Below are 21,453 nucleotides of genomic sequence, written 5' to 3' on the forward strand. Positions count from 1 at the left end.
GATATGAAAATAGTCGATAAAATAAAAAGAACTGTAATATTAGGATTAGGAATAACTTTATTATTTTCTTCTTGTAATGATATTGAAAACCTAAATACTGACACTAAAGGGTATGAAACTGTATTACCTGAAGCTCTTATGACGCAATCTCAAGTGAGCTACATGTATTTCTTAACAAATACAAACCCTAACTCTAATAATTTCAGAAAATATGTTCAGTATTGGACTAATACCGAATTTGTTGATGAAGACAGATATAATCAAACAAAAAGAAATATTGGTACAGGTTTCTGGAATCTACTTTATAGAGATGTTTTAACTGATTTTAAAAACGCAAAAGAGATAATAATATCACAAAATGTAACACCTAACAAAGAAGCTGAAAAGCAAAACAAAATTGCTATTGTAGAAATACAAATGATTGCCGTTTTTCAAACACTTGTTGATTTATATGGTGATGTACCATATACTGAAGCTTTAGATTTTGTAAAATATCCAAAACCTAGATATGATGATGCTCAAGAAATTTATTTAAGCTTAGCAGATCGTCTTAATAAAGCCATTAATCAGCTAAACACGAATGAATCTAGTTTTTCTTCTGGAGATTTAATTTATGGAGGAAATGTTAATCTATGGAAAAAACTAGCTAACAGTATTAAGCTAAAGTTAGGACTTCATTTAGCAGATATACCTGAACTTAACTCTGATGCTAAAGATTTAATTGAAAGCGCCTTTAAATCTGGAGTAATATCTAATAATTCTGAAAATGCACTATTACAATATTATTCTGTCTCTGGTCAAAGGAATCCTATTTTTCTAGCTCTTACAACTGAAAATCATTATGTTCCAACAAAGTTTTTAGTAGATGAGTTAAATTCAAAAAAAGACCCTAGAAGAGATATTTTTTTTAATTCTAATTCAAAAATAAATGGAGAATATGTTGGTTATCCATACGCAATAGGTCCCAGTGGAGGTGGGTATCAAAATACATCTAATACAAATATTGAAATATTTAGAGATCCTTCTTTGCCTGGTGTTTTGTTTGATTTTGCTGAAACATCATTTTTATTAGCTGATGCTGCTAATAGAGGTTTTGATGTTGGAGGAACAAGTGCCACCTATTATATGCAAGGAATTGAAGCTAGCATGGACTATTGGAATGTAAGTTCTTTAGATAAGCAAAACTACTTAAATAGACCTGATGTTTCTTTTAATACTGCGTCTGGTACCACAAAAGAAAAAATCGCGTATCAATTATGGATATCTTATTACAATAGAGGCTTTGAAGCTTGGACTGAATATCGTAGACTGGACTTTCCAAACATAAAAGCTCCTGATAATGCTGTATCTGAAGCAGATGGCAAAGTACCTGTTAGGAATATCTATTCTCATTTAGAAGCAACACTTAACAAAACGAATTATGAGACTGCTTCAGCAAAAATAGGAGGAGATTTAATGACTACTAAAATATTTTGGGATAAGTATTAAAACATAGTAGGTAAAAACTAAACTTTGTTCTCATAAAAAGATTGTTTTTATCAAAAAGAGATTGTTACTATAACAATCTCTTTTCTATTTTTAGTGACCCAGAGAGGACTCGAACCCCCAACCCTCAGAGCCGAAATCTGATGTTCTATCCAGTTGAACTACTGAGTCTATAAAATAATTGTTATGCCAATTTAGCTTTTACAATTGCTGAAATTGTTTTCCCATCTGCTTGTCCTGCTAATTGCTTCGATACAATTCCCATTACTTTTCCCATATCTTTCATTCCTTCAGCACCAACATCAGCAATAGTTTTCTCTACAATATTTCCAATTTCTTCTTCACTTAAAGCTTCAGGTAAAAATTGTTCTAAAATAGCCGCTTCAGCTAATTCAGGTTCAGCCAAGTCATTACGTCCTTGTTCTGTAAACACAGTAGCACTATCTTTACGTTGTTTTACCTGCTTTTGAATAATTTTTAATTCTTCTGCTTCTGTAAGCTCTCCTGCTCCCGCTTCGGTATTTGCTAGCATAAAAGCTGACTTTAATGCTCTTAAAGCCGTTAAAGCTACCGTGTCTTTAGACTTCATAGCTTCTTTCATTTTATCCATTACCTGCTTTTGCAAACTCATATTTTTATGTTTTAAAGTATTAAAAAATCCCGATAAATCGGGATTTTAAAAATAAGTGTTATTCTTTTATTAATCTACATTATCGTGTAAAAACGAATTATTAGAACGTAATAAATCGTTATTATCTGTATTCAATGCTGTATCTGATTTACTAATATCTGATCCTGCTTCAATATCAACTCCTAATCTTTTATATGCTGGTTGACGTTCTATTTCATCTATATTTTTACTAACCTGATCATTAAATTTATAATTAAAACCCTTCATTTTCTCTCTTCTTTCCTTAGCTCTTTTCTGCAATTCAGAAATTGTTAAATCTAATGGAGAAACTTCTTCACTTGTAGTGTTTATATTATTAATTTTTTCTTGTGTTTGAGATTTTACCTCAAATTGTAACTCCTCTTCTACTTGGTCTTTAATTATCGGAGTAGAGCTTTTACCAATTGTTGGTTGTGCACTGAAGTCATCTAATACATAGCGCTTTTCAACCTTATGATACTTTACTTCTTCGGCTTCTACTTCGATATTTTTAATCTCGTTAGACGTTTCAACTAGATGAGATGCTGGTTTTATTTCTTCATAAGAATTTAATGGTAAATCAAACAACAAGTCTTGTTGTGTTGATTGCTCTTTTACTTCTCTTTCTTCTACTTTAGGTTCGGCTATATTAGTAATAATGAAATCGTCTTCAGAAACTGTTTCTATTTCAATTTCATCGTATGTAACATCTATATTTTTTATTGCTTGTGTTGTTGGAATAATTTCAGCTCTTGGTTCAACTTTTTCTTCCTCTAAAACATGAATAACTTTATTTGATGGCTTGTTTTTTATAGGCTCATTAATTGGTGTAGAAGTTTGTACTTGTTGATCTCCAAAATTATAAGTTGCCTTTTGTTCATCTTCTAAAGTATGAACTATTTTTTTCACCTCAGTATTGGTTATATTCCCTTGCTGATCAGCAGCAAAACCCGTAGCTACAACGGTTACAGCTATTCCGTCTTCTAATGATTCATCTTCTCCAATACCCATAATAATATTGGCGTCATAACCTGCTTCATCCTGAATATAATCATTAATTTCTCCTATTTCATCTAGCGTAACTTCATTTCCTCCCGAAACGATTAATAGTAATACATTTTTAGCTCCTGTAATTTTATTATCGTTCAACAAAGGAGAGTCTAATGCTTTTACAATAGCATTTTTAGCTCTGTTTGCTCCTGTTTCTTTTGCAGATCCCATAATTGCTGTACCACTGTTTGATAGTACTGTTTTAGCATCGTGTAAATCGATGTTTTGCTTATAATGATGGGTAATTACCTCTGCTATACCCTTGGCTGCTGTTGCTAATACTTCATCTGCCTTAGAAAAACCTGCTTTAAAACCTAAGTTACCATAAACTTCGCGCAGTTTATTATTATTGATAACAATTAATGAATCTACATTATCACGTAAATCATCAATTCCTTTTTGAGCTTGTTTTGAGCGCATTCGTCCTTCAAATTGAAATGGCATCGTAACGATTCCTACCGTTAAAATATCCATATCTTTAGCTATTTTTGCTATAATAGGAGCTGCTCCTGTACCCGTACCTCCTCCCATACCTGCGGTGATAAACACCATTTTGGTATGTGTACTCAACATTTGTTGAATTTCCTGTATACTTTCAGCCGCTGCTTGTGCTCCAATTTCTGGATTAGCACCTGCACCTAAACCAGAAGTTAAGTGTGCTCCTAATTGAACCTTATTAGGTATAGGACTGTTTTCTAATGCTTGTGCATCTGTATTACAAATTACAAAATCTACTCCGTGAATTTGTTTACTATACATGTGGTTTACAGCATTGCTTCCTCCCCCACCAACACCAATTACTTTAATGGCATTCGATTGTGTTTTTGGCATGTCGAATGAAATGTTATCAAATTCTGCGCTCATAATAACTTTTCTTTTTTATTAATTCTTATTCAATTTTACACTCCTTTTTAGGGGATTAATTAGGAGTATTCTTATATATACTAATTACTCTGCGTTATCTAAAAATTCTTTGAATCGTTCTGTGAACTTATCAAAAAAAGATTTAGGTTTTTTCGCTTTATGTTCCTTCTCTTCTTGAACTTCTTCTATAATTTCTTTTTCTTCCTCAATAGTTTCTTCTACTAACACCTCTGGTGTTTCTTCAATAACTACTTTTTCTTCTGCTTCTTTTTGTAAACCTTCCATTAACAATCCTACAGCTGTTGCAAATGCTGGACTCGATAATACTTCATCAGAATCTCCAGCTAAATGTTCATTAGGATATCCAATACGAACGTCCATTCCAGTAATATATTCTACCAACTGACGTAAATGTTTTAATTGAGCTCCACCTCCTGTTAATACAATACCTGCAATTAATTTTCCTTTTTGAGTTTCGTGTCCGTAGTTCTTAATTTCTAGATATACGTGTTCAATTATTTCTTGAACCCTTGCGTGAATTATTTTTGATAAATTTTTAAGTGTAATTTCTTTAGGTTCTCTTCCTCTTAACCCTGGAATCGAAACAATTTCTGTTTCTTTGTTTTCTCCTGGCCATGCTGAACCAAACTTTATTTTTAATAATTCTGCCTGTTTTTCAATTATTGAACAACCTTCTTTAATATCTTCTGTAATAACATTACCTCCAAAGGGAATAACTGCTGTATGACGAATAATTCCATCTTTAAATATTGCTAAATCTGTAGTTCCGCCACCTATATCAATTAGTGCTACTCCAGCTTCTTTTTCTTCTTGACTAAGCACTGCCGAAGCTGAGGCTAGTGGTTCAAGTGTAATATCTGAGAGAGTTAAACCTGCACTTTTAATACACCTTCCTACATTTCGAATGGAAGATACTTGACCTACTACAACATGGAAATTAGCTTCTAACCTTCCTCCATACATTCCTATAGGTTCTTTGATATCTGGCTGACTATCTACCTTGAATTCTTGTGGTAATACATGAATAATTTCTTCACCAGGTAACATAACCAATTTGTGTACCTGACTCACTAAATTTTCTATATCAGTTCTGTCAATTACCTCTTCTGATTTTTCTCTAGTTATATAGTCGCTATGATGTAAACTACGTATATGTTGTCCAGCAATACCTACAACAACATTTTCTATTTTATATCCCGAAATACTTTCTGCCTCTTCAGCTGCTTGCTGAATAGATTGAATTGTTTGCGTAATATTATTGACTACACCTCTTTTTACACCTAAACTTTTCGCTTTACCAATACCTAAAACTTCAAGTTTACCGTATTCGTTTTTACGACCAATCATGGCAACAATCTTGGTTGTACCAATATCTAAACCAACTGCTATTTTATTGTTCTCCATCTTGATTTTGTTTTGTGCACACAACTTGGTTGTGGTATTTTACATTTATAGCTTTGTAATTATTAATGGTTTTGTCTGTAAATGCTTTGTTATAAAATGCTGTTAGCTTTTTAAACTTTATTGAGGCATCTATTAACTCTCCAAAAATTATCTTATAGTCACCACTACGAACTGTAAATGTATATTCGCTTTGGGCGTCTCTTTCTATAGCAATAATTTCTTTAGCAAAAAAACTACTACTATTTATGGTTTTTATTAACGTTGTTAATTCTTTGATTTCTTCTGGCTCCCTCACTCCTAAAACTAATGGTACTCTTGCTGAAAAATTTGTAGATAACGGAATTTTAACCCCATACTTATCTACATAAAAAGATTTGTATTTATCAACAATTCTAGCTATCGGTGTTCGTTGTTTTATGGTAGTTTTTAACACCCCATCTATGGTTAAAAACACAGCTATTTTTTCAACATACGGGTTCGCCGAAACATTAGTTTCTAGAAAATGTAAATCTACCAATCTTTTTGGTTGGTTTTTAACAAATTCATCATTTTGTATTAACATTTTATCAACCATACTGTGTGTCAAAAAGTTATTATCTCCAGCAGCAAACTCTACTACCGTGCTTTTTACTTTTTTTGATCCATTTCTATTAGTTGTAAAACCATACAAAAACATCAAAAACATCAGCAGCAAGAAAAAAGATAAAAATGTTGCTAATTTTTTCATTCTATTTTTTATATTTTTCTTCTAATTTGTTTTTTACCTTATTAACTAATAAACCAATATCCCCTGCTCCCAACATTACTATAATTTTTGACTCTGATTTTATAATTTCGTCACTTAATTTTTCTTTAGAGATTAGTTTTTTAGCTTCAATGGTAATTTTCTCTAATAACCAACTTGAGGTAACTCCTTTTATCGGTAATTCTCTTGCTGGATAAATATCTAATAACAACACTTCATCAAACAACGATAATGCTTTAGCAAAATCATCTGCAAAATCCCTTGTTCTACTAAACAAGTGTGGTTGAAATACAGCTAATACCTTTTCTTTGGGATACATTTCTCTAACAGATTGCGATACTGCTTTTATTTCAGTTGGATGGTGTGCATAATCATCAATCAACACAACATCTTCTGTTTTTATCTTATACGAAAACCTACGCTGTACCCCTTTAAAACTTCCTAATTGTTTTTTAGTTTTCTCTAAAGGCACTCCATATACATCTGCGATAGCTAATGCTGCCAAAGCATTCATCATGTTATGATTTCCTGGTAAATGAAATGTTATATTTTTAATTTCTGATGTTGGTGTTTTTACATCAAAAACATATTTACCTTCTTCTATTTTTACATTATAGGCTTTATAGTCTGCTTCTTCATTAACAGCATATGTTAAACCTTTTAAAGGCAACCCTTTTGCGACAATTAAAGTATCAGAAACTTTGCTTGCAAAATCTCTAAATGATTGTTGTAAGAATTCGTTTTCTCCATAGATATCTAAATGATCAGCATCCATAGAGGTTACACAAGCAATATTGGGTGATAATTTTAAAAACGAACGGTCAAATTCATCGGCTTCAACAACAGAGATCCTATCTTCTCCTAAAATTAAATTAGAATCATAGTTTTCTACAATACCTCCTAAAAACGAAGTTGCTTTCTCAGGTTGCATAATGTGTCCTAAAATTGAAGAAGTTGTTGTTTTTCCATGCGTTCCTGCTACAGCCAAACAAAAAGTATTCTTTGTAATTTCTCCCAATACTTCTGCTCTTTTCAAGACGGTATATCCGTTGTCTTTAAAATAGTTTAATTGTAAGTGATTTTTAGGAACTGCTGGTGTATATACCACCAATGTCTTTTCTTTATGTAAGAATGAAATTGGAATGTTTTTTACAGCATCTTCAAAACTTACTTCAATTCCTATTTCTTCTAAACCTTTAGTGATAGGTGTTGGTGTTTTATCATAGCCTGCAACTACTTTTCCATTGACAGAGAAATAGCGAGCTAAGGCACTCATTCCTATTCCGCCAATACCTATGAAATAAACGTTATGTATCGTTTTTAAATTCACTAACTAATTAATTTTTCTATTTCGTTAACGATATTACTTGTTGCATTTGGCAACGCTAACTCGTTAATGTTTTCACTTAAACTTTCTTGTTTCCCTTTGTCTTTTAATAAAGTTTCTAATACGACAGGAAAAGTGTCTAATTCACTCTCTTTAACTACTAGAGCTCCATGTTTATCGGCAATAGATTTTGCATTTTTTGTTTGATGATCTTCTGCCACATTTGGTGATGGAATAAAAATAGTTGGTTTCCCTACTATACATAATTCCGATACTGAACTTGCTCCTGCTCTCGACACAATGAAATCTGCAGCTGCATAGGCTAAATCCATTCTATTCAAAAACTGATGCACTTGAACATTTTCTAATTCATCATACTTTTTGTATTCTTCATAATACAGCTTACCACATTGCCATATCAATTGAACTCCTTGTTTTTTGAAGAAATCTAAATTTTCTTCTACCAACTGATTTATTTTACGAGCACCAAGGCTTCCACCTAATATTAAAATTGTTTTTTTTGAAGTATCTAATTCAAAAAACTCTTTCCCTTCTTCTATTTTAGTATGAATAAATAGTAAATCTTGACGAACTGGATTTCCTGTTTTTATAATTTTATCTTCAGAGAAAAAACGCTCTAAATTATCATATGCAACACAAATTTTTTGCGCTTTTTTTCCTAACAATCTATTTGTTATTCCTGGGTACGAGTTTTGTTCTTGAATTAAGGTCGGTATCCCTCTTCTATTAGCAACCATTAACGTTGGTCCACTTGCAAAGCCTCCAGTACCCACAGCAACATCTGGTTTAAATTTTCGTATAATTCTATATGCTTTCCATAAACTACTTAAGAGTTTAAAAGGAAACACTAAGTTCTTTAAAGTTAGTTTTCTTTGGATTCCTGAAATCCACAATCCTTTGATTTCATATCCTGCTTGTGGAACTTTTTCCATTTCCATTTTATCTTTTGCTCCTACGAACAAAATGTTAGCTTCTGGATAACGAACTTTTACTTCGTTAGCAATTGCTATTGCAGGATAAATATGACCTCCTGTACCTCCACCACTTATTATGATATTAATCGATTGTTTCATACAGTCTTTTTTATGTTAACAGTGTTGTATGTAACGCTCATAATAGTTCCTACCCATACATCTGTATTTTTAGTCCAGCGTTTCATGTAAAATATCTAAAGGGTTATCATCTAAAATTGTTTCTTCAGTTTCGTTTTTAGAAGCACTTACACTTAAAATCATTCCTAATGCGAAACATGTCATCCAAATTGAGGTACCTCCACTACTAATTAGCGGGAGTGTTTGTCCTGTTACTGGTAAAATATTCACTGCTACCGCCATGTTAATCATTGCTTGAAAAACAATGGGAATTCCCACACCTACAACTAATAAAGTCGCAAATATGGTTGTAGCCTTTTTGGCAGTTATTAAGATTCTGAAAAGCAACAAGAAATAAATAAATATTACCACTATCGCTCCAGCAAAACCGTATTCTTCAACTATAATTGCATAGATAAAATCGGATGAGGATTGTGGTAAAAAGTTTTTCTGTACGCTTTTCCCTGGCCCTTTTCCTATTACTCCTCCTGTTGCAATTGCTATTTTGGCTTTTTCTACTTGGTAATCTTCTTCACCATCAGACTGAGAAAAGCTTTCAATTCTACTTTTCCATGTGTTTACACGATTGGGCATTGCATCTGGAAATGCTTTAGCTACTAAGATAAAAAACAGAAAAGCAAAAAGTCCTATTCCTAATATATACCCTATATATTTTAGTGGATATCCTCCAATAAACGAGACCATTAAAATCATAAAAAACACCATGGCTGTCGTTGAGAAGTTTGCTGGCAATATTAACACCAATACTAAACCTACTGGAAGCCATAACTGCAACAAACTTTCCTTAAAAGAAATTACTTTTTCTTTATTTTTTGCCAAGTATCGAGCAACATATACCATCAATACCAAACCTGCCAATGTAGAGGTTTGAAATCCAATACCTACAAACGGAATACGAATCCATCTACTTGCATTTGCTCCTCCAATGGTAGTTCCTTGTGCTAAGGTAAAAACTAGCAGTAAAACAACTACAGGAAGCATTAATACTGAACCTCCACTAAAATATCTATATGGTATTTTATGTACTCCATAAATGACTGCAAAACCTGTAATTAATAATACAATATGTTTTACTAAATGCCCTAAGGTAGATCCATTACCAACTACGTATACCAAATTGGTACTTGCACTGTATATTGGCATAAATGAAAATATTGCCAACATCGCAACTATAGCCCAAATGGCTCGGTCTCCTTTAATATGTCGAAAGATGTTTTTCATCAATCTTTAGTGTACTTTATATATTTCTTACAGCTTCTTTAAATTTTCTTCCTCTATCTTCATAGCTATCAAATAAATCAAAACTTGCACATGCTGGTGACAACAATACTGTATCTCCTTTTTGCGCTATTTTATAAGCTACTTTTACTGCTTCTTCTGCTCCAGCAGTTTCTACCATAACATCTACTACATTCGCAAAAGTGTCTATGATTTTTTGGTTATCTAACCCTAAACAAACTATTGCTTTTACTTTTTCTCTTACTAAAGGTAGTAAATCTGTATAATCATTTCCTTTATCAACCCCTCCTACAATCCAAACTGTTGGATTGTCCATACACTCCAACGCATAAAAGACCGCATTTACATTTGTAGCTTTACTATCGTTAATGAATTCAATTCCATTTACTTTTTGCACTTTTTCTAAACGATGTTCTACTCCTTCAAAATCAGACAAACTTTCTGCAATTGTTTCTTTTCTTACTTTCAATAACCTTGCTGCCATTGATGTAGCCATTGCATTTTTAGTGTTATGCTTTCCTTGTAATGTTAGCTCAGAAACCTTCATTAATTTTTCTTCTGTATTAAATTTCATTATTATCGTGTCTTGTCTTAAAAAAGCCCCGTACTCTAATTCTTTTTCCATTGAAAATGGCACTAGCGTTGCTTCTGTTTTGTTATTTTTTAACCAATTTTGAATTGCTTCGTCATCGGCATCATATATTAAAAAATCATCTTTCGTTTGATTTTTTGTAATTCTGAATTTTGAGTTTATATAGTTATCAAATTCATATTCATATCGATCTAAATGATCTGGTGTTATATTGGTGATTATTGCAATATGTGGTTTAAAATTTTCAATTCCATCTAACTGAAAACTGCTTAATTCCAATACATATTCGTCATACTTATCTTCAACCACTTGTTCAGCGAAACTATCACCTATATTCCCTCCAACTCCCACATTTAAACCTGCTTTTTTTAACACATAATGTACCAGCATGGTTGTGGTTGTTTTTCCGTTTGAGCCTGTAATCCCCACAATAGTTGCTTCTGTAAACTGAGCAGCGAATTCTATTTCTGAAATCACTTTAACTCCTTTTGAAACCAACTTTTGCACAAGTGTAACTTTCTCTGGAATTCCAGGGCTTTTCATTACCACATCAGCATTTAAAATTTTATCTTCTGTATGCTGATTTTCTTCAAAATCGATTGAGTTATGTAAAAGAACTTTTTTATACCGCTTTGCTATACCTCCTTTATCTGAAACAAAAACCTCATATCCTTTTTGCTTCCCTAAAAGCGCTGTTCCTACACCACTTTCTCCTCCACCAAGCACAACTAATCTTTTCATTTTTAATTAATGATTTTAGATTTATTGTTTGATGATTTACTTTTAACTGTTTTTATAGAAGCTACAATAATTGAAATCAACTCGTTTGCCTCATTATGCAACCTTTTCAATTCTTCTTGATTATTTTCATGGATTGACATAAAAACCTCTAAAAAAAACATACTTTCATCTACTTCTTCTTCAACAATTTTTAATTTATGAATAAAGTCAGCTGAAGATTTTGCCCTACAAGCAGCTCTATAATTAGCTCCAACCGAACTAGAACATCTTATCAATTGTCTACAATATGCATCAAATTCTCTTGTTTTAGGATACTCTTTACATAACCTCCAACAATCAATAGCAAATTGTTTAGTTCTATTTTTAATCTGTTCTTTCATTCAGTCTTATATCTTAAATCACAACTCCAAAGTCTCCTTTATCTTAACTTCAATGTTACTATGGTAAATACCGCTAATAAAATTCCTACAATCCAAAATCGTACTACAATTTTACTTTCATGATAATTTAGTTTTTGATAATGATGGTGTAGAGGAGACATTTTAAAAATTCGTCTTCCTTCTCCAAACTTCTTCTTTGTGTACTTAAACCATGAAACTTGTAGTATTACCGATAAATTCTCGACTACAAATATTCCAGCCAAAACTGGCAGTAACAACTCTTTCCTTATGGCAATAGCTATTACAGCTATGATACCTCCAATAGTTAAACTTCCAGTATCGCCCATAAACACTTGCGCTGGATAAGTATTATACCATAGAAAACCGATTAAAGCTCCTGCAAACGCTAAAATGAAAACAGTCATTTCTCCAGACTTCGGAATGTACATTACATCTAAATAGTCTGCAAAAATGATGTTACCAGATACCCATGCAAAAATTGCCAGCGTTATTACCATAATTGCTGATGAACCTGCCGCTAATCCATCAATACCATCTGTTAAATTCGCACCGTTTGAAACTCCTGTAACGATAAAAACGGTAACAAAAATGAAGATTATCCATCCAAATTTTTCATATCCATCTCCTAAGAAACTTAATGCTTTTGCATAATCTAACTCGTTATTCTTTAAAAAAGGAACTGTTGTTTTTGTCGATTTATGAGCCTCACCAAACACCTTCTTTTTACCATCATCTACTTGCACAACTTGTTCTGAAGTTGGCAGTTGTTCTTTGATGGTTACATCTTGGTGAAAATACAGCATAGAACCTACGATTATACCTAATCCTACTTGTCCTAAAACTTTGAACTTTCCTTTTAAACCAGCCTTATCTTTTTTAAATACTTTGATGTAATCATCGGCAAAACCAATAAGCCCCATCCAAACAGTCGTAATCAATAAAATAACGATATATATATTTTCTAGCTTTGCTAAAAATAACACAGGAATTAATGTTGCAAGGATTATAATTACACCTCCCATAGTTGGTGTTCCTGCTTTTTGTACTTGACCATCTAAACCTAAATCTCTTACTGTTTCACCTACTTGCTGCCTTCTTAAGTAGTTAATGATTTTTTTACCAAAAATGGTTGAAATCAACAGAGATAATATGAATGCCATTGCAGATCGAAATGTGATGAATTGAAACACACTTGCTCCTGTTAAGCTAAATTCACTTTCTAAATATTGAAATAAATAATACAGCATTCGTTAGTGTTTTTTTAGTTGATTAAAATAGTTGGTTACTTCTTCTAAATCATCAAAATGATGCCTAACACCATTTATTTCTTGGTAAGTTTCATGTCCTTTTCCTGCAATAAGTACAATATCTCCTGAAGTTGCTAGTTTACAAGCTGTTTTTATAGCCTGTCTTCGGTCTACAATTGATAGTGTTTTTTTATAATTTTCTGCCGCAACTCCAGTTTCCATTTCATCAATTATTGACTGCGGATCTTCTGTTCTAGGATTATCTGAAGTAAAAATAGCTTGGTCGCTCAACTGAGAAGCAATTAATGCCATTTTAGGACGCTTTGTTGTATCTCTATCTCCACCACAACCTACAACTGTAATCACAGTTTCATTTCCTGTTCGGATGTCGTTAATAGTTTGTAATACATTTTTTAGTGCATCAGGTGTATGTGCATAGTCTACTATGGCCGTAACTCCATCATCTGAAACTGTGTATTGAAATCTTCCACTCACACTTTCTAACTCACTTACAATACGTAAAATTTCTATTTTCTCTAGTCCCAACAACTCTGCTACTCCATAAATAGCTAACAAGTTGTACGCATTAAATTCCCCTATTAACTTCGTCCAAACTTCTACTCCATTGATTGTTAACAAGGTTCCTGAAAGACGTTTTTCTAACACTTTTGCTTTAAAATCTCCGATTGTTTTAAGCGCATAAGTTTGTTTATTTGCCTTTGTGTTTTGTAACATTATTTGCCCGTTCTTATCATCAATATTCACCAAGGCAAATGCTGTTTTTGGTAACGAATCAAAAAACGATTTTTTAACATCCCGATACTCTGCAAATGTTTCATGGTAGTCTAAATGATCATGCGATAAGTTTGTAAACACTCCTCCTGCAAACTCTAAGCCTTCAGTACGTTTTTGATGTATTCCATGAGAACTTACCTCCATAAAACAATAATCAACTCCAGCTTCTACCATTTTTGATAAATAATTATTTATCGCTAGTGAGTTTGGTGTTGTATGTGTTGCTTTATATTCTTCTTCATCAACCATTACTCGCACAGTTGATAACAACCCTACTTTATATCCTGCTTTTTTAAACAGTTGGTACAATAAGCTTGCAATTGTAGTTTTACCATTTGTTCCTGTTACTCCTACTAACTGCAAGCTTTTTGACGGGTTGTTATAATAATTTGTTGCTATTATTGCTAATGCCGCATTAGAATCTTCTACTTTAATATAAGTAACCTCTTCATTTTTATTTTCTGGTAAAGACTCACAGATAACAGTCTTAGCACCTAACGATACTGCTTTCGCTATAAACTGATGCCCATCTACTGTCACTCCTTTTTGAGCTACAAAAACATCTTCTTCCTGCACTTGTCTACTATCAAACTGAATATTGCTTATATCAATATCAGTGTTCCCGTAAACTTCTTTTACCGCTACCTTATATAATATGTCTTTTAATTTCTTCAACTATGATAATTTTAAATATATCGTTGCACCTTTTGAGACTTTTTGCCCCCTATCTACGGACTGTTCTGTTACTTTTCCTACTCCTGAAAATTTAACTTTTAACCCCATATTCTCTAATAATGCAATTGCATCCATTCCACTCATACCTAAAACTTTAGGCATAATTGTTTTATACTTCCTTAGTTTTTGATAGTATTCTTGATACTCCCTTTCAAGAACCTCTTCTGAAATATCATCAGAAACAAGCTGATTATTAATTGCTGTTGACGTATAAATTTTTTGAGCTATTTCTTTAAATATAGGAGCAGCAACCGTAGCCCCGTAATATCCTTTTTCTTTTTTAGGACTATGAACTACTACAATGCAAGAGTATTTTGGTTCATCTGCGGGAAAGAAACCTGCAAAAGAAGCCACATACTTTTGATTTGAATAATATCCTCCTTCATATTCCCCCTTAGCATTTTTAGTTCTAGGAATGTATTTTTTTGCCGTTCCTGTTTTTCCTGCCATAGAAAAGTTTGGTGAATAAATTCCTTTACCTGTTCCGTATTTTATAGTATTTTCCATCACTTTTCGTACCTTGTCTAAGGTTTCTTGTGATGCTATTTTTTCTTTTACTACTTCTGTTCCAAAGCTTTCTTCAACTTTACCTCCTACTCTTAGCTCTTTTACAAAATATGGCTTTACCAACTTTCCGTCATTTGCGACTGCATTGTAAAACGCTAGTGTTTGTAACGGTGTAAGAGAAACCCCATAACCCCAAGCCATCCACTCTAATGAAATAGGGCTCCAACTTTTCTCTGTTGGTTCTGGTATATAAGGCTTTCCTTCTCCTTTGATTTTAACACCTGTTAATTGATCCAACCCAAAAGACTTAATTCTATCCGTGAATTTTTTAGGATTTTTATCGTAGTACTTTTGTATTGTTTTCACAATTCCAACATTTGAAGAAACCTCAAATACCCTTCCTAATGATATTTTTCCGTACCCTCCTCTTTTACTATCTTCTACTTTACGATTATTAATATAAATTCTTCCTTTTTCACAATCTACCACAGTTGAAGTATCTACAACTTTATCTTCTAAAGCCACCATTAAGCTAGCTAACTTAAAAGTTGACCCAGGCTCGTGACTCTCCCAAACAGCATAGTTTCTTTTTTCGTAATACCTACCTTTAGAAGTCCTCCCTAAATTAGAAATCGCTTTAATCTCTCCTGTTTCAACTTCCATCACTACAGCACAACCATGATCTGCTTCAAAATACTCCATCTGTCTTAACAGAGCATGATGCGTTATATCTTGAACATTTACATCTATTGTAGTAATTACATCACTTCCATCTACAGGCTCCTTCTCATTTACATCATTAATAGGCTTCCATTGCCCTTTAGCTATCTTTTGTTTTAAACGCCAACCGTTTTCACCTTGCATATAATCCGCAAAAGCACCTTCAATTCCTGCCCCACCTCTGTAATCATCGTAACCAATTGTACGTTCAGCTATTTTTCCTATTGGGTGAACTCTCACTGTTTTTTGTTCCGCGATAAAGCCTCCTCGATACACCCCTCTATTAAAAATGGGAAAGCTTTTCATTTTCACATAATCATTATATCCTACATTACGGGCTATTAACAAATATCGGTTTCTACGTTTTTTTGCATTACGCAACTTCTTTTGATAGTAACTAGCTGATTTCCCTAACAATCCAGAAAGCGACTCAGAAAGTGCTCGGATATTTTTTTCAAAAATCTCAGAATCTACCGCCACCACATCCATTCGAATGGTAAATTTTGACATAGAGGTTGCTAACAAATTTCCATCTGCCGCATACACATTTCCCCTATTTGCAAAAATAGTATCGTTTTTAACTGTTTCTTCTTCAGAAAGATTCCTATACTTATCTCCTTCTACATATTGAAGTTTAAAAAGCCTAAAAATGATAACTACAAAGAAAAGCGTCATTAAAACAACAATCACGTAGAGTTTGTTTAATATGCCTTTTTTTACTACCATTTTATATTACTCTTTATTATATGTTACTTTTATTTTTTGGGGCGGTTTTTTTGCAGGATACAACCCTTTGTTTTTTACTTTATCTCGAATACTACTCTCTAACTTCATTCGCATTAATTGAGTACTCGTGTCCACATCTTCAGCCCGCAACTCTCTTTTCTTCTTATTAAGCACTGCTATTTGCACCACTTTTGCATCGGCACTATGTGAACTATAGATCATCACTAATAGTAAAACAACTGTAAAAATCAAAATTCGCCAATTCTTAAACGAGCTTTCATCCGTAAGAAAACTACCTCTTAAAAGATCGTATATACCCTTTCTTACTATTGACATTACTTTAATGTTGCTATTCTTAGTTTCGCACTACGTGCTCTATTATTTTCTTTTATCTCCTCTTTTGTTGGCACAATCATTTTACCAACTTTTTTAAGTGGTTCACTGGTATTACCATAAAAATCTTTTTCTGGTTCACCACTAAACAATCCGGTCCTTATAAATCGTTTCACCAACCTATCTTCCAAAGAATGATATGAAATCACACTCAATCTACCTTCTTCATTTAACAAGTCTGGGATTTGCTGCAAAAATTCTTTCAACACCTCCAACTCCTGATTCACTTCTATTCGTATTGCTTGAAAAATTTGCGCTAGTATTTTATGTTCTTTTGCTTTCGGAAGAAATTTTTGCAACACTTCTTTTAACTCAAAGCTCGTTTTAATTTCTCTATCAACTCTTGCCTCAACAATAGTTTTCGCCAAGGTTCGCGCATTCCGCAATTCTCCATACAAAAACAACACATCCGCCAAATCTTCCTCACTGTAGGTATTGATTATTTTTTTTCCTGATAATTCAGATTTCTGATCCATTCGCATGTCCAAATCTGCATCAAAACGAGTAGAAAAACCTCTTTCTGCTTCATCAAACTGATGTGAAGACACTCCTAAATCAGCCAGCACCCCATCTACTTTCCTAACACCATAAAAGCGCAAAAACCTCGATATGAATCGAAAATTCTCTCCAATCAAAACAAAACGCGGATCGTCAATTTTATTTTGTTGCGCATCAGGATCTTGATCAAAAGCAAACAATTTTCCTTTTTCACCTAATCGACTTAATATTTCTCTAGAATGCCCCCCTCCTCCAAAGGTAACATCCACATAAACTCCATCTTCCTTTATACTAAGTGCATCAACACTTTCTTTCAATAAAACTGGATTATGATAACTCATCTGCTTCCGTATTACCCATTACTTCTTCTGCTAACTCAGCAAAATCAACAACAGCATCATCAATTACTTTTTCGTACTTATCCTTATCCCAAATTTCAATAATATTCACTGCAGAAGAGAGCACCACTTGCTTTTCAATACCCGCAAACTGACATAAATCTTTCGGAATCAAGACTCTCCCTGAAGCATCTACATCCACCATTTTCACACCGGCAGTAAACCTTCTGATAAAATCATTATTTTTCTTTACAAATCGATTTAGTTTATTGATTTTTGCCATTACCAGATTCCATTCTTGCATTGGATACAACTCCAGACAAGACTGAAAAACAGAACGTTTAATCACAAACCCTTCTTGCAACACAGAAGACAATTGCTTCTTGAACGCTGACGACATCATCAACCTCCCTTTAGCATCTACCTTGCACTCATATGTTCCAATTAAACTTACCACGTAAAGAATCTATAGTTTGCATCAAAAATAAAAAATATTTACCACTTTTTACCACTTTTTACCACTTTGTTGATAAGTTTTACTTCTGGAGATAAAAAACTCAAAATAAACCACTTAAAAGACTCGCCTACACAGTAAATAATAAAAATGAAAAAGTGATAAAAAAGAACTACATTTGTGGTTAAGTCAAATCAAAAACATATATGACTGAATTTTTAAAGAAAGAAGACAAATTTACATATGCTGAAGCAGGAGAAGGAAGCCCAATTATCATTCTTCACGGGTTAATGGGAGCTCTTAGTAATTTTGGTTCCACTTTTAATCATCTTTCAAAAAAAGGATATCAAGTTTTTATACCAGAGTTACCCTTATACACATTACCCCTCCTTAAAACTAATGTAAAAAATTTAGCCAAGTTTTTACATGATTTCATAGAGTATAAAGGGCTTAAAAATGTTACTCTACTAGGAAATTCTCTAGGCGGACATATAGCTTTATACTATACAAAACATTATTCTGAAGATGTTAAAGCATTAGTTTTAACAGGTAGTTCTGGATTATACGAAAACTCAATGGGAGATAGCTATCCTAAAAGAGGTGACAAGGAGTTTGTTAGAAAAAAAGCACAAGATGTTTTTTACGATAAAGCTATTGCTACAGACGAACTTGTTGATCAAGTGTACGATGTTATAAATGATAGAAATACATTGATTAGAACACTAGCCATTGCTAAAAGTGCCATTCGTCATAACATGGCTAAAGATTTACCCAACATGAAACAACCTACCTGTTTAATTTGGGGAAAACAAGACAGTGTTACTCCACCTGAAGTTGCTGAAGACTTCAAAAAACTTTTACCTGATGCCGATTTATTCTGGATTGACAAATGCGGACATGCAGCTATGATGGAAACACCAGAAGAATTTAATAAAATTTTAGAAGGGTGGCTTTCTAAACGCGAAATATAACAGCTAAACTAGCTTAATTATAGTATGAAAATAAAATCTGCTGAATTTGTAATGAGTAACAGCAATGTTACCAAGGCTCCTAAAGACAGAATACCTGAGTACGCTTTTATAGGTCGATCAAATGTCGGAAAATCTTCATTAATCAATATGTTGATGGAGCGTAAAGATTTGGCAAAAACCTCTGGTAAACCAGGGAAGACACAACTTATTAACCATTTTAAAATTAATAACGAATGGTTTTTAGTAGATCTTCCTGGATATGGTTATGCACAGGTTTCTAAAAAAAAGCGTCAAATTTTTCAATTTTTTATTGAAAACTATTTTAAAGAACGTGAACAGCTGGTTTGTACTTTTGTTTTAATCGATTCTCGCCACGATCCACAAAAAATAGATTTGGAATTCATGCAGTTTTTAGGTGAAAACCGCATTCCGTTTTGTATTGTTTTTACCAAAGCTGATAAACTAGGGAGCTCTAAACTCAACAAACAAATTACCACTTACAAAAAGAAATTATTAAATTACTGGGAGGAATTACCAATTTCTTTTGTTACCTCATCTTCTACAGGAATGGGGCGAGATGAGTTTTTAAACTTTATTGATCAAGTTAACGAAGATGTAGCGGAGAATTTTAAATAATTTTCACCATACCTTAAGGGAAGTATTAATAATGCACTCTACAAAAGAAAACTTACAAGTTTTACATGAAGACAATCACATTATAGTGATTAATAAGCGGGCTGGTGATATAGTGCAAGGTGACAAAACAGGCGACAAACCACTTTTAGATGTTGTTAAAGAATATATTAAAGATAAATACAACAAACCTGGAAACGTATTTTTAGGAACCGTTCACAGGCTAGATCGCCCTACTACAGGTATCGTTATCTACGCACGTACTTCAAAAGCCTTAGAACGACTAAATAAAATGTTACGTGACAAAACCATTAAAAAAACATACTGGGCAGTGGTTCAACAGCAACCTAAAAAAGCAACCGATACCTTAACAAATTACTTAAAAAAGAATCCAAAAAATAACAAATCGACCGCTTACACTAAAGAGGTTAACGGAAGTAAAAAAGCTATACTTCACTACAAAACGCTTAAAAAACTAGATAATTATTCATTATTAGAGGTCGACTTGGAAACTGGACGTCACCATCAAATTCGCGTACAGCTTTCTAACATTGGCTCTACTATAAAAGGAGATTTAAAATACGGTGCTAAAAGAAGCAACAAAGACGGAAGTATTCATTTACATGCTCGAAAAATTCAATTTACACACCCTGTTAGCAAAGAACCTATTAAGGTTACCGCTCCAACTCCTTCTGACCCCGTTTGGGATGCTTGTTTGTAATTTGTATATTTAGACAAATTTCACCCAAGATGAAAGCTCTTAAATTTTTAACGATTTTAACACTCCCTATCACTGTTTACATTTCGTTTACAAATATGGGATGGTTAACACTTTTACCTTTACTTGTTTTCTTCGGCTTAGTTCCTCTTCTCGAATTACTTTTTAAACCTGATAAAAATAATTTCAATAAAGAACAAGAAGCGCAAGAAAAAGAAAATAGACTCTACACCTATATTCTATACGCAATGGTACCTATTCAATTAGTTTTCCTAGTGTGGTTTTTATGGATAATGAAAGACACACAATTAACTATCTTAGAATATATAGGAAAAATCTCAGCTATGGGCTTGCTATGTGGCGTTATTGGTATTAATGTTGGGCATGAATTAGGACATAGAAACAACCGTTTTGATGAGCTTTTAGGAGAAATTTTACTACTAACTTCATTAGACACCCACTTTCTACCCTACCATAATGCAGGACATCATTTTAATGTAGCCACTCCAAAAGACGCCGCGACTGCAAGAAGAAATGAAATTGTTTACCTGTTTTGGATTCGTTCTCATTTTCAAAGCTATTATCAAGCTTGGGAAGTGGAAAATACACGTTTAAAAAATTCAGAAAGAAGCTGGTTTCACTTACAAAATAGAATGCTCATTTACACACTCTGTAACATTCTTTTATTAGCTGGTATTTTCTTTTTATTCGGATTAAAAACATTACTAGCTTTTATCACCGCTGCTGTTTTTGGAATTTTATTACTTGAAACTGTAAACTATATAGAACATTATGGGCTACTACGTAAACAGAATGAAAAAGGTCGTTATGAGCGTGTAAAAAGAACGCATTCATGGAATTCTGATCACAGAATTGGTATGTTAATGTTGTTTAATTTATCCCGTCACTCCGACCATCACTATAACGGAAGCAAACATTATCAGCTCTTAAAATCATTACCAGAAAGCCCACAAATGCCAACAGGATACCCGGGTATGATGCTGGTAGCCTTGGTTCCTCCATTATGGTTTTCAATAATGAATAAAAAAATACAAGACTTATAGCTT

General features: G+C 33.1%; 20 protein-coding genes and 1 tRNA gene. 5 read left to right on the plus strand and 16 right to left on the minus strand.

The window, feature by feature from the left end:
* Positions 1 to 3 precede the first annotated feature (3 nt).
* Positions 4 to 1,488: a SusD/RagB family nutrient-binding outer membrane lipoprotein gene (locus NH341_RS13880; protein ID WP_253057263.1), complete on the plus strand. Its 1,485-nt coding sequence runs from the start codon at positions 4 to 6 to the stop codon at positions 1,486 to 1,488.
* A 94-nt stretch (positions 1,489 to 1,582) separates the two neighbouring features.
* Here the strand turns inward: NH341_RS13880 and NH341_RS13885 are convergent.
* The 16 genes from NH341_RS13885 to mraZ all read right to left on the minus strand — a co-directional run bounded on the left by NH341_RS13885 (position 1,583) and on the right by mraZ (position 18,067).
* Positions 1,583 to 1,656, minus strand: a tRNA-Arg gene (locus NH341_RS13885).
* A gap of 13 nt (positions 1,657 to 1,669) precedes the next feature.
* Entirely contained in the window at positions 1,670 to 2,116 is a 447-nt protein-coding gene (locus NH341_RS13890; RefSeq protein ID WP_073184279.1) for a GatB/YqeY domain-containing protein, read from the minus strand.
* Positions 2,117 to 2,185: 69 nt separating this feature from the next.
* Entirely contained in the window at positions 2,186 to 4,048 is a 1,863-nt protein-coding gene (ftsZ, locus tag NH341_RS13895; RefSeq protein WP_047790373.1) for a cell division protein FtsZ, read from the minus strand.
* A gap of 84 nt (positions 4,049 to 4,132) precedes the next feature.
* Positions 4,133 to 5,473 (minus strand): cell division protein FtsA, encoded by a 1,341-nt coding sequence (ftsA, locus tag NH341_RS13900; protein ID WP_047790372.1) that lies wholly within the window; start codon positions 5,471 to 5,473, stop codon positions 4,133 to 4,135.
* Positions 5,460 to 6,200, minus strand: coding sequence for a cell division protein FtsQ/DivIB (locus tag NH341_RS13905; RefSeq protein ID WP_047790371.1), 741 nt, complete (start codon positions 6,198 to 6,200; stop codon positions 5,460 to 5,462). The genes ftsA and NH341_RS13905 overlap by 14 nt, the downstream gene beginning before the upstream one ends.
* A 1-nt stretch (position 6,201) precedes the next feature.
* The gene (gene murC, locus NH341_RS13910; RefSeq protein ID WP_159615079.1) at positions 6,202 to 7,548 is read right to left on the minus strand and encodes a UDP-N-acetylmuramate--L-alanine ligase; all 1,347 of its coding nucleotides are present in this window, start codon (positions 7,546 to 7,548) and stop codon (positions 6,202 to 6,204) included.
* A complete protein-coding gene (murG, locus tag NH341_RS13915) occupies positions 7,548 to 8,639 on the minus strand; it encodes an undecaprenyldiphospho-muramoylpentapeptide beta-N-acetylglucosaminyltransferase (protein WP_159615080.1) in 1,092 nt (363 codons plus the stop codon). Before murG ends, murC begins: the two co-directional genes overlap by 1 nt.
* A gap of 69 nt (positions 8,640 to 8,708) precedes the next feature.
* A complete protein-coding gene (locus tag NH341_RS13920) occupies positions 8,709 to 9,899 on the minus strand; it encodes an FtsW/RodA/SpoVE family cell cycle protein (protein WP_073184272.1) in 1,191 nt (396 codons plus the stop codon).
* Positions 9,900 to 9,915: 16 nt separating this feature from the next.
* Positions 9,916 to 11,250 carry a UDP-N-acetylmuramoyl-L-alanine--D-glutamate ligase gene (gene murD, locus NH341_RS13925; protein ID WP_073184270.1) on the minus strand — a complete coding sequence of 445 codons (1,335 nt, stop codon included), beginning with the start codon at positions 11,248 to 11,250 and terminating at the stop codon, positions 9,916 to 9,918.
* Between the two features lie 2 nt (positions 11,251 to 11,252).
* Positions 11,253 to 11,630 carry a four helix bundle protein gene (locus NH341_RS13930; RefSeq protein WP_253057264.1) on the minus strand — a complete coding sequence of 126 codons (378 nt, stop codon included), beginning with the start codon at positions 11,628 to 11,630 and terminating at the stop codon, positions 11,253 to 11,255.
* 38 nt (positions 11,631 to 11,668) lie between these two features.
* On the minus strand, positions 11,669 to 12,898 hold the full coding sequence (mraY, locus tag NH341_RS13935) for a phospho-N-acetylmuramoyl-pentapeptide-transferase (RefSeq protein ID WP_167712388.1): 1,230 nt from the start codon (positions 12,896 to 12,898) through the stop codon (positions 11,669 to 11,671).
* Between the two features lie 3 nt (positions 12,899 to 12,901).
* Entirely contained in the window at positions 12,902 to 14,368 is a 1,467-nt protein-coding gene (locus tag NH341_RS13940) for a UDP-N-acetylmuramoyl-L-alanyl-D-glutamate--2,6-diaminopimelate ligase (protein ID WP_253057265.1), read from the minus strand.
* Positions 14,369 to 16,381 carry a penicillin-binding protein gene (locus tag NH341_RS13945; protein WP_231128355.1) on the minus strand — a complete coding sequence of 671 codons (2,013 nt, stop codon included), beginning with the start codon at positions 16,379 to 16,381 and terminating at the stop codon, positions 14,369 to 14,371.
* Positions 16,382 to 16,387: 6 nt separating this feature from the next.
* On the minus strand, positions 16,388 to 16,717 hold the full coding sequence (locus tag NH341_RS13950) for an FtsL-like putative cell division protein (RefSeq protein WP_047790362.1): 330 nt from the start codon (positions 16,715 to 16,717) through the stop codon (positions 16,388 to 16,390).
* Positions 16,717 to 17,613: a 16S rRNA (cytosine(1402)-N(4))-methyltransferase RsmH gene (gene rsmH / locus NH341_RS13955; RefSeq protein ID WP_253057267.1), complete on the minus strand. Its 897-nt coding sequence runs from the start codon at positions 17,611 to 17,613 to the stop codon at positions 16,717 to 16,719. Before rsmH ends, NH341_RS13950 begins: the two co-directional genes overlap by 1 nt.
* Positions 17,600 to 18,067: a division/cell wall cluster transcriptional repressor MraZ gene (mraZ, locus tag NH341_RS13960; RefSeq protein ID WP_159494756.1), complete on the minus strand. Its 468-nt coding sequence runs from the start codon at positions 18,065 to 18,067 to the stop codon at positions 17,600 to 17,602. Before mraZ ends, rsmH begins: the two co-directional genes overlap by 14 nt.
* Before the next feature lie 203 nt (positions 18,068 to 18,270).
* Between mraZ and NH341_RS13965 the strand changes: the two genes are divergently transcribed.
* From NH341_RS13965 to NH341_RS13980, 4 genes are read left to right on the plus strand one after another with little or no spacing between them, the layout of a single operon-like run.
* Entirely contained in the window at positions 18,271 to 19,035 is a 765-nt protein-coding gene (locus NH341_RS13965; RefSeq protein WP_073184256.1) for an alpha/beta fold hydrolase, read from the plus strand.
* 24 nt (positions 19,036 to 19,059) lie between these two features.
* Positions 19,060 to 19,671 (plus strand): ribosome biogenesis GTP-binding protein YihA/YsxC, encoded by a 612-nt coding sequence (gene yihA, locus NH341_RS13970; protein WP_073184254.1) that lies wholly within the window; start codon positions 19,060 to 19,062, stop codon positions 19,669 to 19,671.
* Between the two features lie 31 nt (positions 19,672 to 19,702).
* Positions 19,703 to 20,389, plus strand: coding sequence for an RluA family pseudouridine synthase (locus NH341_RS13975; RefSeq protein ID WP_073184252.1), 687 nt, complete (start codon positions 19,703 to 19,705; stop codon positions 20,387 to 20,389).
* Between the two features lie 29 nt (positions 20,390 to 20,418).
* Entirely contained in the window at positions 20,419 to 21,450 is a 1,032-nt protein-coding gene (locus NH341_RS13980) for an alkane 1-monooxygenase (RefSeq protein ID WP_159615084.1), read from the plus strand.
* The last annotated feature ends 3 nt before the right edge of the window (positions 21,451 to 21,453 follow it).

This window comes from Tenacibaculum sp. XPcli2-G (assembly GCF_024124505.1).
Lineage (GTDB): Bacteria > Bacteroidota > Bacteroidia > Flavobacteriales > Flavobacteriaceae > Polaribacter > Polaribacter mesophilus.

Bases quoted from the DNA above. Each gene is read 5' to 3' on its own strand.
- murD (WP_073184270.1), bottom strand. From the start codon at position 11,250: ATGAAAAGATTAGTTGTGCTTGGTGGAGGAGAAAGTGGTGTAGGAACA.
- NH341_RS13965 (WP_073184256.1), top strand. From the start codon at position 18,271: ATGACTGAATTTTTAAAGAAAGAAGACAAATTTACATATGCTGAAGCA.
- rsmH (WP_253057267.1), bottom strand. From the start codon at position 17,613: ATGAGTTATCATAATCCAGTTTTATTGAAAGAAAGTGTTGATGCACTT.
- NH341_RS13890 (WP_073184279.1), bottom strand. From the start codon at position 2,116: ATGAGTTTGCAAAAGCAGGTAATGGATAAAATGAAAGAAGCTATGAAG.
- ftsZ (WP_047790373.1), bottom strand. From the start codon at position 4,048: ATGAGCGCAGAATTTGATAACATTTCATTCGACATGCCAAAAACACAA.
- NH341_RS13880 (WP_253057263.1), top strand. From the start codon at position 4: ATGAAAATAGTCGATAAAATAAAAAGAACTGTAATATTAGGATTAGGA.
- NH341_RS13930 (WP_253057264.1), bottom strand. From the start codon at position 11,630: ATGAAAGAACAGATTAAAAATAGAACTAAACAATTTGCTATTGATTGT.
- NH341_RS13980 (WP_159615084.1), top strand. From the start codon at position 20,419: ATGAAAGCTCTTAAATTTTTAACGATTTTAACACTCCCTATCACTGTT.
- NH341_RS13920 (WP_073184272.1), bottom strand. From the start codon at position 9,899: ATGAAAAACATCTTTCGACATATTAAAGGAGACCGAGCCATTTGGGCT.
- yihA (WP_073184254.1), top strand. From the start codon at position 19,060: ATGAAAATAAAATCTGCTGAATTTGTAATGAGTAACAGCAATGTTACC.
- murG (WP_159615080.1), bottom strand. From the start codon at position 8,639: ATGAAACAATCGATTAATATCATAATAAGTGGTGGAGGTACAGGAGGT.
- ftsA (WP_047790372.1), bottom strand. From the start codon at position 5,473: ATGGAGAACAATAAAATAGCAGTTGGTTTAGATATTGGTACAACCAAG.
- NH341_RS13945 (WP_231128355.1), bottom strand. From the start codon at position 16,381: ATGGTAGTAAAAAAAGGCATATTAAACAAACTCTACGTGATTGTTGTT.
- NH341_RS13975 (WP_073184252.1), top strand. From the start codon at position 19,703: ATGCACTCTACAAAAGAAAACTTACAAGTTTTACATGAAGACAATCAC.
- NH341_RS13905 (WP_047790371.1), bottom strand. From the start codon at position 6,200: ATGAAAAAATTAGCAACATTTTTATCTTTTTTCTTGCTGCTGATGTTT.
- NH341_RS13950 (WP_047790362.1), bottom strand. From the start codon at position 16,717: ATGTCAATAGTAAGAAAGGGTATATACGATCTTTTAAGAGGTAGTTTT.
- mraY (WP_167712388.1), bottom strand. From the start codon at position 12,898: ATGCTGTATTATTTATTTCAATATTTAGAAAGTGAATTTAGCTTAACA.